Genomic DNA, 13,353 nt, shown 5'->3' with positions numbered 1-13,353 from the left:
CGTCGTTCGACGTGGTTCGGCACAGTGGTGGCTCACACCGCAGATCCATAGGAGAGTGTGATGAGCAATTCCGTGAATGTCGATGCGCGATCCAACAACCTCGCCGCGGTGCGACGGACCATGGTCGAGCACGAGGCGCCGACTCGTCTTCTCGTGCAGCGCGGAACGTTCGCGGGCCCGTCCAGCCGGGTCTCCGACGACCTGTACGCGTCGATCACGGTCGGTGACGTCCACCGCCGCAGGTTCGACGTCACGGTCGAGCAGGGCGCGTCCGTCGACACCGACACCTACTTCGGACGCTTCGCCGCGAGCTACTTCCAGCGGTGGACGACGGTCACCGAGGTCACCGTGTCTTTCGATCACGAGGGCGCCGGCGAGGTCCGATTGAGAGCATCGGATTCCGGGGGAAACGATCGCACGGTGACCACGGTGCGTGTCAGCGGCACCGGACGGCAGTCACTGACCTCGCCGGTCGACAGCTTCCTCGACGGTGGATATCTGTGGATCGAGATCGCGGCGGTCGAGGACCGACTCCGACTGTCCGCCGTCGAATGGACGGTGGCTGCTCCCACGGTCGTTCGGCCGGCCGCTATTGCCATCTGCACGTTCAATCGCGCCGCCGACTGCGCCGAAACCCTTGCCGCGCTCGCTGCGGACGAGCAACTGGTAGCGGGATTGGATGCGGTGTTCGTGGTCGACCAGGGCACCGACGTCGTGGCCGACCGTCCGCTCTTCGCGGAGGTCCGGGAGATCCTCGGCGACAAGCTCGTCTACATCCAGCAACCCAATCTCGGTGGGGCGGGCGGGTTCACGCGAGGAATGTTCGAGATCACCGCGATCAACGAGCACGCCAACGTCATCCTGATGGACGACGACATCCTGTGCGAGCCGGAAAGCATCCTGCGGATGAATGCCTTCGCGAACGTGACGGTGACGCCGACCCTCGTCGGCGCCCAGATGCTCTACCTCATGAACCCGCTCAACCTTCATGTCAGTGGCGAGGAGGCGGACCTGCCGAAGTTGAAAGCCGGTCGCTGGTCGGCTAATTCGCTGCACGATGCAGATCTGACCGAGAAGCGTCAGAACAAGCGTGTCGATGCCGGGTACAACGCGTGGTGGTCGTGTCTGATCCCCGCCGAGGTGGTGTCGGAGATCGGCCTGCCGCTGCCCATGTTCTTCCAATGGGACGACATCGAGTTCGGAATCCGCGCCAGGGCACATGGTTTCGCAACGGCGACACTTCCCAACGCAGGTGTCTGGCATGCCGATTTCCATTGGAAGGACCGCGACGACTGGGCGAAGTACTTCAGTGCGCGGAACTCACTGATCGCCGCGGCCCTGCACAGCGATTTCGACGTGAAGTCGCTGAGCAAGCTGCTCACACGGGAGATCTCACAGTTCGCGGTCTCGATGCAGTACGGCCTCGCTCACACGTCGTTGCAGGCGATCGAGGACTTCCTCGCGGGTCCGTCGATACTCGACGACGGTGGACAGTCGGTGCTGAAATCGGTACGGGCGATGCGCAACGAACATGCGGAGACGGTGAAGCATCCCGCCAGTGCGATCCCCGGCGTCGTGTCATCCGATCTGGTCACCAGTCCTGCGGGGTACACCCCCAACAACAAGATGCTCGATCTTGTTCTCCTGAAACGCGTCCGGGATCAGTTCCGAGGCGGCGTTCGCGGCGAGTTCGCGTACATCCCTGCCGCGGACGCGCATTGGTGGCACGTGTCGCTGTTCGATCGGGCCGTGGTGGCGGACGCCTCGCAGTCCGGCGTGCGGGTGCGCCGTCGTGACGTGGCCGAGGCCAAGGTGGTGGCCAAGCGTCTCAAGGACGTCATGACACGCTTCCGTGCCGAAGGCCCGGAAGCGCAGCGCCAGTTCCGTGCTGCCCTTCCCGCTCTGACGAGCCGCGAGAACTGGGCGCGCCTCTACGGGCTCGACGGCCCCACTACGTGAGTTTGACCGCGACCTGCTCGCCGTTGGACGTGTAGGCGAGGTACTCGAACGTCACCCCGGTGCGTGCGACGAATTCCGTCCACGCCTGATATTCGTGTGCTGCCCAGCCGGGGAAGTTGAAGAACTCGTCGAACACGATGACGGTGCCGGGAGCCAGCCGTGACTCGAGTCGGCGCAGTACGAAGTCCGTCGACGAGTACAGGTCCGCGTCGAGATGAAGGAACGCGACAGGGCCGCGATTCTTCGACAGGAACGGCCCGAGGGTCTGCTGGAACGTGCCCTTGACCAGATGGGCGCCGGGAACATCGGGAAGCGCGTCCTGCGCGAACGTGCCGGCCTCGAATCCGGTACGCCAGGTCTCCGGCAGGCCGGTGAAGGTGTCGAATCCGACGACGACTCCGACGTTCGCTGCCCGCGTCCATTCGTCGACGATCGTCGTCAAGGTGCTTCCCGACGCGACGCCGAACTCGAGGGCCATACCGTCGATCGACACGGCGTTCAGTGCGTGACGCAGCGTGAGGTTCGGATGCGTGAACGCGCGCGTCCGCGGCATGTGCTGCTCGACGAAATCCGCGCTGGATGCCGTGGCTTCGATGTCCGACGCGAAGGGGATGTCCCGGCGCATCCGGAACTCGAGTGTCGAGATCGACTCCTGCAGGTCGGCGATGGACTTCGCCTGGCCTCTCAAGATGTCGACGAGCTCACTGTGTCGACGGTCGGCCTCGGGCGCCACGGCGTCCTGGACGGCCTGCACGACCTTGCCCCGCGCGGAGGCTCTGACGCGTCGGCTCCACTGCATTACCCGCACCGTCCACTCGTCATGGGGACATACCGTAGTTCAGGGTTTGCGGAAGTACTCATCCCGGCCGAGCTTGCGCAGACGCAACCATTCGCGCAGCCCCTTCGGGTCGCGCGTGGTGACGACGAAGTACCACCCGAAGCGCACCCATTCCTGCGGCAGCAGCTTGCGCATGCCCGGCTGCGACATCAGATACCCGCGGTTGCGGTAGGTGAAATACCGCTTCGTCGCGTCGTCCGGGTACTGGGTGTGCATGCGGCCACCCAGGATCGGCTTGAACTCGTCCGATCCGTTGGGGTGGAGATAGGCGGTCTGCAGGCAGGTGCCGAAAGCGAGCCCCGAGCGCGTGAGACGGCGGTGGATCTCCACCTCGTCGCCTCGGACGAACAGCCGGAGATCGGGCACTCCGACGGCCTCGATCGCCGCAGCCGTGAACAGCGCTCCGTTGAACAACGACGCATACGACGGCAACAGTTGCTCCTCGCCCAACTCCGACCGCCACCGCCTCCACGCGGTGCCGCGCCGCAGAGGAAAGGCGAGGCGATCGGGTTCCTCGATGTCGCACACGACCGGAGACACCTCGTCGAGGCCGTACCGCTCGGCGCAGTCGAGCAGAGTCGCGAGAACGTCCGGTCCCTCGGGGCGACCGTCGTCGTCCGCCAGCCACACGCGGTCCGCGCCCAGGGCGAGTGCGTGGAGCATCCCCAGCGCGAATCCTCCGGCACCGCCGAGGTTGTGCTTGCTGCCGATGTAGGTGGTCTGCACGGACGCGTTCTCGACGAGCTCACGCACCGCCGGTTCGTCCGCGTTGTCGACGACGATCAGGTGGTCCAGTGGACGCGACTGCGCCGTCAACACCTTCAGGGACTGGGCGAGCAGTTCCCGGCGTCGGTGCGTGACGACTACACCGACGATGCGTTCAGGCACGGTCGTCGCGATCGGCAGCCTCGAGCTCGTCGATGACTCGCCGGACGTGGTCGCCGGCGTCGTCGCCCTCGTACGAGCGCACCACATCCTCGATGCCGCCGCTCTCGCGCACATGTCCGTGGTCGATCCACATCGCCGAATCGCACAGCTGGGCCAGGAACTCGTTGGAGTGGGAAGCGAACACGAGGATGCCCGACCGTGCGACCAGTTGCTGCAACCGGATGCGAGCCTTCTTCATGAATTCGGCGTCGACGGCGCCGATACCCTCGTCGAGAAGCAGGATCTCCGGGTCGATGCTGGTGACGACGCCCATCGCGATGCGGACGCGCATGCCGGTCGAGTAGGTACGCAGCGGCATGTCGAGATACTCGCCGAGTTCGGTGAAGTCGGCGATCTCGTCCACCTTGGACATCATCTGTTTGCGCGTCTGGCCCAGGAACAGCCCGCGGATGATGATGTTCTCGTATCCGGAGATCTCCGGGTCCATTCCGACGCCGAGGTCGAACACCGGCGCGACGCGTCCCTTGACGACGGCGCTGCCACGCGTCGGTTCGTAGATGCCCGCGAGCAGCCTCAGAAGTGTCGACTTCCCGGCGCCGTTGTGCCCGACGAGCCCGACGCGGTCGCCTTCCTTCAGCGACAGCGTGATGTCCCGCAGTGCTTCCACCACGACGACGTCGCTGCCGTTACGCCCGATCGTGCCGCCGGCCTTGCCCAGGAATGCCTTCTTCAGCGATCGCGTCTTGGCGTCGAAGATCGGGAAGTCGACGCACGCGCCGTGCGTCTCGATGCTGACTGTCATGTGTGTCTCGTCCGATCAGACCCAATAGGGCACGCGGGCCCGGAACGTACGCATCGCCACCATGGTGACGGCCAAGCCGACCACGGTGAACGCCAGCACGATGTACCAGTGGTACGCCTGCTGGTCCTCGCCGATCAGCGGGGCGCGGAGAATGTCGAGGTAGTGGAACAGAGGGTTGATCTCGACCAGCCGGGCGCGCTCGGCAGCGGCTCCGCCCATCTTCTGCAGGTTCGCCGTGGTCCACACGATGGGCGTCATGAAGAACAGCAAGGTCACGACACTGCCGAGGATCGGCGCCAGGTCGCGGTAGCGCGTGGCGATGATGCCGAAGAGCAACGACACCCACACCATGTTGACGACGATCAGGAAGAACGCCGGTATCGCCATGACGATGGTCCAGTGCAGTTCCGGTCGGAAAACAGCCAGCATGATCAGGTAGATCAGCATGTTGTGACCCAGCAGCAGCACCTGCCGCCACACCAGCCGGTAGATGTGCACGCTGAGCGCGGACGGCAGCTGTTTGATCAGGCCCTCGTTCGCGACGAACACGTCCGCGCCCTCGAGGATCGAGGCGCTGATGAGGTTCCAGATGATGAGCCCGACGGTGACGTGCGGGAGGAACGACTTCAGGTCGATGTCGAGAAGGACCGAGTAGAGCAAACCCATGGCGACGGCCTGGACGCCGGTGGCGATGGTGATCCAGAAGGGGCCGATGACAGACCGGCGATAGCGCTGCTTGATGTCCTGCCAGCCGAGACTCAGCCACAGCTCACGCTGGGCGTATCCCTGCCGGAGATCGCGCACGGCTCGGCCGAACGTCTGCGAATCGGACACGGGAGCATCCCCGGAGTTCGAATCCCCGGTGTCCGAGTCGATCGCTGGTGCTGCCACGACCGACGACCCTACCGTCGGACTCCGTCAGAGGTACTGGCCGGTGCCCTGGCCGTGCTGACTCGACGGCCCGCCGCCGATGGACACGCCGGGCGGCAGAGCGCCCTGGCGCATCTGCTCGAGCTGGGCGCGCGCCGCCATCTGCTGTGCGAACAGGGCCGTCTGGATTCCGTGGAACAAGCCCTCGAGCCACCCGACGAGCTGAGCCTGCGCGATGCGCAGTTCCGCGTCGGACGGGATCGCGTCCTCACCGAACGGGAGCGCGAGGCGCTGCAACTCCTCGCGCAGCTCCGGCGCGAGCCCCTGCTCGAGCTCGCGGATCGACGACGTGTGGATCTCCTTGAGCCGCGTGCGGCTCGCGTCGTCGAGCGGTGCGGCGCGCACTTCCTCGAGCAGCTGCTTGATCATGGTGCCGATCCGCATGACCTTCGCGGGTTGCTCGACCATGTCGGCCAGAGTCTCCTCGTCACCGTCGCGGTCGTTCGCGCCCGTCACGTCGGCTCTGGCTGCGGCCGCAGCGGCCTCGCTGGGGCTCATCGCGATGGGTCGGCCGTCGGGTCCGACGACGACGACGTGATCGGCGGTGTTGTCGTCCGAGTTCGCTTCGTAGGAAGACGTCATGCCTCCATCTTCACCCGGGACGGCGACCGGGTCGTAGCGAGGGGAGTTCACGTGCATGACCTCCATGTCCGCGGCGGCGCCTAGAGTGTGCGGCATGAGCTACGACGTCGCCCGCGTACGAGGGCTCTTTCCCTCGCTCGGCGACGGCTGGATCCATCTCGATCCGCAGCTGGGTATGCAGATCCCCGACCGGGTGGCCACCGCGGTGTCCACCACGTTCCGCGGGACCGCGTCGACACACAGAGGTCGGCACCCGTACGCGCTCCGCAGCGCGCAGGTGGCCGACGACGCCCGGCAGGCCGTCGCAGATCTGGTCGGTGGTTCACCGGAGGGCGTCGTCCTCGGTCCGGACCACGGCATCCTCCTCACCGCACTCGCAGAATCTCTGAGCACCCGTCTCGGGCTGGGGACGGGCATCGTGCTGTCCCGTCTGGACGACGAGGCCAATGTCGCCCCGTGGTTGCGCATCGCCAACCGATACGGCGCCCAGGTGCAGTGGGCGGAGGTGGACATCGAGACCTGCGAGCTGCCCAGTTGGCAGTTCGGTGAGCTCATCGCGGCCAACACCCGCCTGGTCGCCATGACGGCCGCATCGACCGTCGTCGGGTCGGCGCCCGACGTCCGCGTCGCCGCGGATCTGGTGCACGAGGCAGGCGGACTCCTCGTCGTCGACGCCGTGGGTGCCGCGCCGTACGCAGTCCTCGACATCGAGGAACTGCGCGCCGACGTGGTGGCGGTCAACGCGTCCGCGTGGGGCGGTCCGCGTGTCGGTGCCCTGGTCTTCCGCGACCCGGAGTTGCTGGACAGGCTGCCGTCGCAATCGTTGGACACCGACGCGAAGGGCGCCGCGCGCCTGGAGGTCGGCGGGCTGCACTACGCGATGTTGGCCGGGTTGACCGCCTCCGTCGAGTACCTGGCCGGCCTCGACGAGACCGCGCACGGATCGAGGCGACAACGTCTCGAGTTGTCCATCGGGTCGCTGCAGAACTACCAGGACGGGCTGTTCGACTACCTGCAGACCCGCTTGGCGCCTCTCGATCACGTCATGGCCATCGGGCAGTCGTCGAGTCGCATCCCGTGCCTGAGCATCAGCGTCGACGGCGTCGATTCGGACAAGGTCTCGGCACGTCTCGCCGACAACCGCATCGACGTCATCAGCGGAATGCACGGCGGTAGCCGGTTGCTCGAGTCGTTGGGCGTGGCGGATGCCGGCGGCGCCGTCAGCATCGGTCTCGCGCCGTACACGACACGGCACGAGATCGATCAGCTGATCTCGGTTCTCGAGACCCTGACCTGACTCACCTGACCCGCAGGACGACCTTGCCGACGGTGGAATGGTCGTCGAGCATGCGGTGAGCCTTCGCGACCTCCGCGATCGGTACCTCGGCGTGCACGACCGGAACGACCGAGCCGTCGGTGATCATCGGCCAGACGCGCTCGCGCACCTGTCGGACGATGTCGGCCTTCCCGCCGGGTCCGGTCAGCGGTCGTGCGCGCAGTCCGGCGCAGTGCACGCTTCCACGAACCTTCATCAGCGCCGAGAAATCGAACTCCGCGACCCGTCCGCCCTGCATCCCGATCGTGACCAGTCGGCCGTCCATGGCGAGTGCAGAGATGTTGGGAGACAGGTACTTCGCACCCATGTTGTCGAGAATGACGTCGGCACCGTGTCCGTCCGTCGCGGACCGCAACTCCTCGGTGAAGTCCGAGGTCTTGTAGTCGATGAGGATGTCCGCGCCGAAGGACCGGCACGTCTCGAGCTTCTCGGCCGAGCCTGCCGTCACGGCGACGCGCGCGCCGAGCGCCTTGGCCACCTGGATCGCGTGGGTGCCGATGCCGCTGCCGCCGCCGTGGATCAGGAGCGTGTCGCCGGCAGACAGCCCGGCATACATGACGACGTTCGACCACACCGTGCAGGCGACTTCGGGGAGCGACGCGGCGACGTGCAGATCGAGACCCTCCGGAACCGGCATGACCTGTCCGGCCGGCACCACGACCTGCTCGGCGTAGCCACCGCCCGCGAGCAGCGCACACACCCGGTCGCCGACCTTCCACGCGGTGACGTCGTCGCCGACCTCCGCGATCACACCCGAGCATTCGAGCCCGAGGATGTCGGTGGCACCGGGCGGCGGCGGATAGTTGCCCTGCCGCTGCTGAAGGTCCGCTCGGTTGACGGCGGACGCCGCGACGGAGATCAGGACTTCTCCCGGCCCCGGTACGGGATCGGGTACCTCGCTCCAGACCATGACATCGGGGTCGCCGTATTCGGTCAGTGTGATCGCATGCACAGGATCGATGGTATGCCGCGGGGCGTGAGTTGCGACGAGGTCATACCATTTGACTCGGTGACCGGACGAGACGATGCGAACGATGTGCGGCCCGGCATCGGACAACCGGTGGTGGGCCTGCTGGGTGACGTCCGCATCCGCGTCGGTACGCAGTTCTCGGGTGTGCCGGGTCTGCGAGCGCGGACACTGCTGGCGCTTCTCGCGATGACTCCCGGCAAGTTCGTCTCGGTGTCGACGATCATCGACGAACTCTGGCCCGACGGCGGACCGGAGTCGCCGAAGTCCGCCGTGCAGACCCAGGTCTCGCGTCTGCGGTCGGTGGCACCGATGATCGAGACAGGACCGGCCGGGTACCGCCTCTCACTCGATCCGAACGACGTCGACCTGTGGCGAGCCCAGCTGCTCGCCGCGTCGGCATCGTCCCTGGAACCTGCGGAAGCACTCGACACGGTCGCCGACGCGGTCGCGCTGTGGCGAGGCGACCCCGGAGGTGATCTGGGCGACAGCACCGTGGCGGCCGACGTCGCGAAGGCTGCGGCAGACATCCGCGACACGCTGGACTCGATCGCTGTGGCTGCGTCGTCGGATGTCGGTGACCGCGCGTCCGCGATCGAGATCGCACGCCGACGCTGGCACCGCGACCGTGCCGACGAGACCGCGGCGTCGTCGATGATGAGCGCGCTGCACGCCGCGGGTCGCACGGCCGATGCGATCGCCGTGTTCGCCGAACTCCGTGAGCTGCTGGCAGATCGGTGGGGCATAGATCCGTCGCCGGTCGTCGCGGCACTGCATGCCGATCTGCTCGGCGCGACAGTTCCGGTCGAGCCGGTCGCGCTGTCGGGCTACCCGGTGGTGGGAGTCCGTCACGCCTCCACCGAGCTCGTGGGCCGGACGGACGACATCGCGGCGGTGGAGAGCCTGCTGTCCCGGGCGCGACTGGTGACCGTCACCGGTCCCGGCGGCAGTGGCAAGACGCGCCTGGCTCACGAGATCGGTCGTCGTGCGACACAACGGGTTCCGGTTGTCGTCGTCGAGTTGGCACCTCTGCGGAGTGGAGACGACGTGGTCGCCGCCATCAGTGGAACCCTGGGACTGAACGAGGCGGACGTCGTGATGGGGTCCTTGCCCATCGGTCCTGTCCATTCCGCGCGTGACCGGCTTCGCGACGCGCTGACATCGCGTCCTCTTCTGATGATCCTGGACAACTGCGAACACGTGTCGACCGATGTTGCCGGCGTGGTGGACGAATTGATCGCCGCGAGCGATCTGGTGCGCATCCTGACCACATCTCGAACGCCGCTGGGTGTCGCTGCCGAGTCGATCTATCCTCTTCCGCCGCTGAATGTCGATGCGGGCGGGTCACCGGCCACCGATCTGTTCATCGCCCGTGCGCGGGCGGTACGACCGACCGTGGTGATCGACCCGGACAGGATCGCACGGTTGTGCACCCGTCTCGACGGTCTTCCGTTGGCCATCGAATTGGCCGCGGCGCGTGCTCGGTCGATGAGCATCGAGGAGATCGACAACGCGTTGGCCGATCGATTCTCGTTGTTGCGCAGCAAGGATCGGACTCGACCGGAGCGGCATCGGACCCTGCATGCCGTCATCGACTGGAGTTGGCAACTGCTCGACGACGGTCAGCGTCGTGCGCTCCGACGGTTGTGCCGCTTTCCTGCCGGCTTCACCTCGCATGCCGCGCGGGCGGTGGCCGAATTCGAGCCGGGCGCCCGCATCGACGATGCGGTGGACGGTTTGGTGGAGCACTCGTTGCTCACGGTGGACGAGTCGGACGGGCTGAGGTTCCACATGCTCGAGACCGTCCGTGAATTCGGCGAGGAGCACCTTGCACGCGACCCCGCAGAGCGTGACGCGGTCACCGACTCGATGGTCGCGTGGGCGTCGTCCGTCGCATTACAGGCGCTCGAACTGCATCGGAACGGCAACCGTAACGCGGTCGTTCCGGCGATCGACGCCGAGCACGACAACCTGCTGGCAGTGCTTCGTGTCGCGGCGGTGGAACAACGCTGGTCCGACGTCTTCACGATCTTCCCCGCACTCGCCTACCTGTGGTCTGTGCGGGGTGCGCATTCGGAAGTCGTCAATTGGTCGGTGCGCCTTCTCGGTGCGACCGATGTCGATCCCCGCGGTGTCCCCGACGACATCGTCGTGTTCGCCTACGTCTTCATGGCGTCGCACCTGGGATACGGAGGCTCGCCCCGACAGGCGGCTCGCGCGCGCACCGCGTTGCGAAGCGTTCTGCGGGCCAGGCCGGGAACGTCTCCGGCCCTGCGGTTCCCGGCGGTTTTGCTCCTGCACCGGGCCGACGGCAAGGGGCTGGCGAGGGTGCTCGCGGAGGCGGTGAGGTCTGCCGACCCGGAGATTCGAGGTACCGCGCTGATGTTGCGCGGATCGCTGCGCGAGAACCGCGGCGACCTGTACGGCGCGGAACGCGATCTTCGCGCCGCGGCGTCCATCTCGCACGATTCCGACGATCTGTGGGGCATGGCTCAGGCTGCTCAGTCACTGGGAAGTATCCACGGACAGACCGGGAGGCACGAGCAGGCCGCCGAGTTCTATCTCCACGGGGCGCAGTTGCTCTGGCGCCTCCACGCATACGAGGAGAGTGTCCAGACGCGGACCTTCGCCGCTGCGTCTCTCGTCGCCGCGGACCGTGTCGGTGACGGGTTGGCTCTGCTGTCGGAGTTCGGGTACGGCGATCGCATCACCACGGGGCTTGCTGTGGTCGCGTCCGACGAGGCGATGAGGCATCAGACGCGAGCCACGGTTCTCGGAGCTCGGGCCGAGGCGATGCTGCGTGGAGGAGATGTGTCCACCGGTCTGGCGCTGTATCGGGACGCCGCCGAGCAGTGCCGGTCGGGGTGGGACGACATCGGAGATCCGTACGCCGTGATGTTGGCCTGCGCCTGCGTGGATGCGCATGTGCTGCACGGCGATCACGACAGGGTGGAGGATCTCGTTCGGTGGATCCGCACCCGCGTCTGTGCTCCCCGCAGTGCTCTGGCGCGAGGGGATCTTCCTCAGCTCGGTGCCGTGGCCTGCGCCGTGGGGTCGTATCTGATCGCCCGCGGGCGATCGCCCGAAGGACCGATCCTTCTGGCCGCTGCGACGTCCGTCGCGGCGCGACAAGACTTTCCGTCCATGACGCTCGCCCTGCATCTGGGACTGGCGCGCGGAGTGCTCGGCATCGACGCGGTGGAGACAGCCCTGCTGCGGCGGCCGCGCACCCGGGCCGCCGCAGCGGAGTCGATCCTGGCCGCGCTGACGGCTCAGGCCTTACGCATGTAGGTGCGCACGGTGAGTGGAGCGACGACCAGAACGATGACCGCCGCGCCCAGCAGCGACCACACCACATGGATTCCGGCGCGGCCGGTTCCGGCGAGTTCGCGCACCGCGGTGACCACCTGGGAAACCGGGTTCACGTTCACGAAGGCCTGGAGCCATCCGGGCATGGTGTCCACGAAGGCGTTCGACAGGAAGGTCAACGGGAAGAGGATCAACATCGACACGCCCTGCACGGCGGACGCCTTGCTCATCAGGACACCCATCAATGCGAAGATCCAGCTGATCGACCATGCGCACACGATCACCAGGCCGCCGGCGAGCGCAACTCCTACCGCACCGCCCTCGGGTCGGTAGCCCATGGCGAAACCTGTGGAGAACGTGATGACGGTGGCGATGACGTACCGGACGACGTCGGCGAGCAGGGCGCCCGCCAGCGGTGAGATGCGTGCGATCGGAAGGGCTTTGAATCGGTCGAAGACGCCCTTGTCCATGTCCTCACGGAGTTGAGTGCCGGTGACGATCGACGTGGTGATGACCGTCTGGACCAGGATTCCGGGAATGATGACCGGCAGGTAGCTCGCGATGTCGCCGGAGATGGCGCCGCCGAAGATGTAGGTGAACATCAAGGTGAAGACGATCGGAACGAAGACGACGTCGAACAGTTGCTCCGGGTTGTGCTTCAGCTTGAGCAGACCTCGATACGCCATCGTGACGGTGTGGCGAGCGGCCATCGAGACGGAGATCCGCTCGACCGGGGCGTCGACGACACGCGGCGCCGAGGTGGGGCTGGTCAGGGTGGTGGTCATGCGGCGTTCTCCTCGGATGTGGCGGCCGCGGAGTCGGGCCGACCGGTGATGGACATGAAGACCTCGTCGAGGCTGGGTTTGGCGACGGTGATCTCGGCGACGTCGATCCCGATATCCCGCAACGAGATCAGGATGTCCGGTGTCGCCGACGCATCTTTCATGGGCGCCGTGACGCGGCCCGATCCGGTGGCAGCGGACGCGTCGAGACCGAGGCGGGTGCTGACCAGGACACGTGCCTCCTCGGTCCGTCCGGGGTCGGCGATCACCAGAGTCATCGTGGACGTTCCCACCGACGCCTTCAAACTGTCGGCGGTGCCGTCGGCGATGACGCGTCCCCGGTCGATGACGGCGATGCGGTCGCACAGCTGATCGGCCTCGTCGAGGTACTGGGTGGTCAGCAGGACCGTCGTGCCCTCGGACACGAGTCGGCGGATGGTGTCCCACATCTGTACGCGCGTGCGGGGGTCGAGTCCGGTGGTGGGTTCGTCCAGGAACAGCAGCGGAGGTGTCGAGATGAGGCTCGCTGCCAGGTCGAGTCGCCGCCGCATTCCTCCGGAGAAATTCTTCAACGGCTTCGACGCGGCCTCGGTGAGGGCGAACTCCTCGAGAAGGTCGTTCGCACGTCGTCGGCTCTCGGCACGGCCGAGGCCGAGCAGTCGAGAGAACACGACGAGGTTCTCCGTCGCGGTGAGGTCTTCGTCGACCGACGCGTACTGGCCCGTCACGCCGACCAGGGAACGCACGGCCGTGGGCTCCGCGACGACGTCGTGGCCGAACACCCGTGCGCTGCCGCCGTCCGGGCGCAGCAGGGTGGCGAGCATGCGGACGGTGGTGGTCTTTCCCGCTCCGTTGGGTCCGAGAACTCCGTAGACCGCGCCGCGGGGAACGGTCAGGCTGACGCCGTCCACCGCGCGCTGCCGGCCGAAGTTCTTGACGAGGTTGTCTGCTTCGATGGCT

At 66.6% G+C, this 13,353-nt stretch carries 10 protein-coding genes and 1 pseudogene; 3 read left to right on the top strand and 8 right to left on the bottom strand.

From position 1 onward, the window contains the following. Positions 1-60 precede the first annotated feature (60 nt). Positions 61-1,959 (top strand): glycosyltransferase, encoded by a 1,899-nt coding sequence (locus tag RU01_RS13585; RefSeq protein ID WP_042575085.1) that lies wholly within the window; start codon positions 61-63, stop codon positions 1,957-1,959. Here RU01_RS13585 and RU01_RS13580 read toward each other — a convergent pair. From RU01_RS13580 to RU01_RS13560, 5 genes are read right to left on the bottom strand one after another with little or no spacing between them, the layout of a single operon-like run. Further along, positions 1,952-2,758 (bottom strand): class I SAM-dependent methyltransferase, encoded by an 807-nt coding sequence (locus RU01_RS13580; protein ID WP_042575084.1) that lies wholly within the window; start codon positions 2,756-2,758, stop codon positions 1,952-1,954. The two genes, RU01_RS13585 and RU01_RS13580, sit on opposite strands and share 8 nt — an antisense overlap. A gap of 39 nt (positions 2,759-2,797) precedes the next feature. Continuing rightward, a complete protein-coding gene (glfT1, locus tag RU01_RS13575; RefSeq protein ID WP_042575083.1) occupies positions 2,798-3,685 on the bottom strand; it encodes a galactofuranosyltransferase GlfT1 in 888 nt (295 codons plus the stop codon). Then, positions 3,678-4,487, bottom strand: a complete 810-nt coding sequence (gene wzt / locus RU01_RS13570) for a galactan export ABC transporter ATP-binding subunit Wzt/RfbE (protein ID WP_042575082.1) — start codon at positions 4,485-4,487, stop codon at positions 3,678-3,680. The genes glfT1 and wzt overlap by 8 nt, the downstream gene beginning before the upstream one ends. 15 nt (positions 4,488-4,502) lie before the next feature. Then, entirely contained in the window at positions 4,503-5,378 is an 876-nt protein-coding gene (gene wzm / locus RU01_RS13565) for a galactan export ABC transporter permease subunit Wzm/RfbD (protein WP_042575081.1), read from the bottom strand. Positions 5,379-5,405: 27 nt separating this feature from the next. After that, positions 5,406-5,999: a bacterial proteasome activator family protein gene (locus RU01_RS13560; RefSeq protein WP_042575119.1), complete on the bottom strand. Its 594-nt coding sequence runs from the start codon at positions 5,997-5,999 to the stop codon at positions 5,406-5,408. Between the two features lie 94 nt (positions 6,000-6,093). On the opposite strand from RU01_RS13560, the gene RU01_RS13555 reads away from it, so the two are divergent. Further along, positions 6,094-7,296 carry a cysteine desulfurase-like protein gene (locus tag RU01_RS13555; RefSeq protein ID WP_042575118.1) on the top strand — a complete coding sequence of 401 codons (1,203 nt, stop codon included), beginning with the start codon at positions 6,094-6,096 and terminating at the stop codon, positions 7,294-7,296. Position 7,297: 1 nt separating this feature from the next. On the opposite strand, the gene RU01_RS13550 is transcribed toward RU01_RS13555, so the two are convergent. Further along, entirely contained in the window at positions 7,298-8,287 is a 990-nt protein-coding gene (locus RU01_RS13550; protein ID WP_042575080.1) for an NAD(P)H-quinone oxidoreductase, read from the bottom strand. A 57-nt stretch (positions 8,288-8,344) separates the two neighbouring features. Here RU01_RS13550 and RU01_RS13545 point away from each other — a divergent pair, with 57 nt between their 5' ends. Then, complete coding sequence (locus tag RU01_RS13545; RefSeq protein WP_042575079.1) at positions 8,345-11,593, top strand: BTAD domain-containing putative transcriptional regulator; 3,249 nt, start codon at positions 8,345-8,347, stop codon at positions 11,591-11,593. On the opposite strand, the gene RU01_RS13540 is transcribed toward RU01_RS13545, so the two are convergent. Together RU01_RS13540 and RU01_RS13535 are read right to left on the bottom strand one after the other, a co-directional pair. After that, on the bottom strand, positions 11,575-12,396 hold the full coding sequence (locus RU01_RS13540; protein ID WP_042575078.1) for an ABC transporter permease: 822 nt from the start codon (positions 12,394-12,396) through the stop codon (positions 11,575-11,577). The genes RU01_RS13545 and RU01_RS13540 overlap by 19 nt on opposite strands. After that, positions 12,393-13,307: pseudogene (locus tag RU01_RS13535) on the bottom strand (ATP-binding cassette domain-containing protein); the annotation flags it as partial. The pseudogene RU01_RS13535 and the gene RU01_RS13540, both read right to left, overlap by 4 nt. Positions 13,308-13,353: the final 46 nt, after the last annotated feature.

Origin of the sequence: Rhodococcus sp. MEB064 (assembly GCF_000834565.1) — a bacterium.
Taxonomy (GTDB): domain Bacteria; phylum Actinomycetota; class Actinomycetes; order Mycobacteriales; family Mycobacteriaceae; genus Rhodococcoides.
The sequence above is the reverse complement of the archived record's forward strand: the minus strand, read 5'-3'. Positions and strand labels throughout refer to the sequence as shown.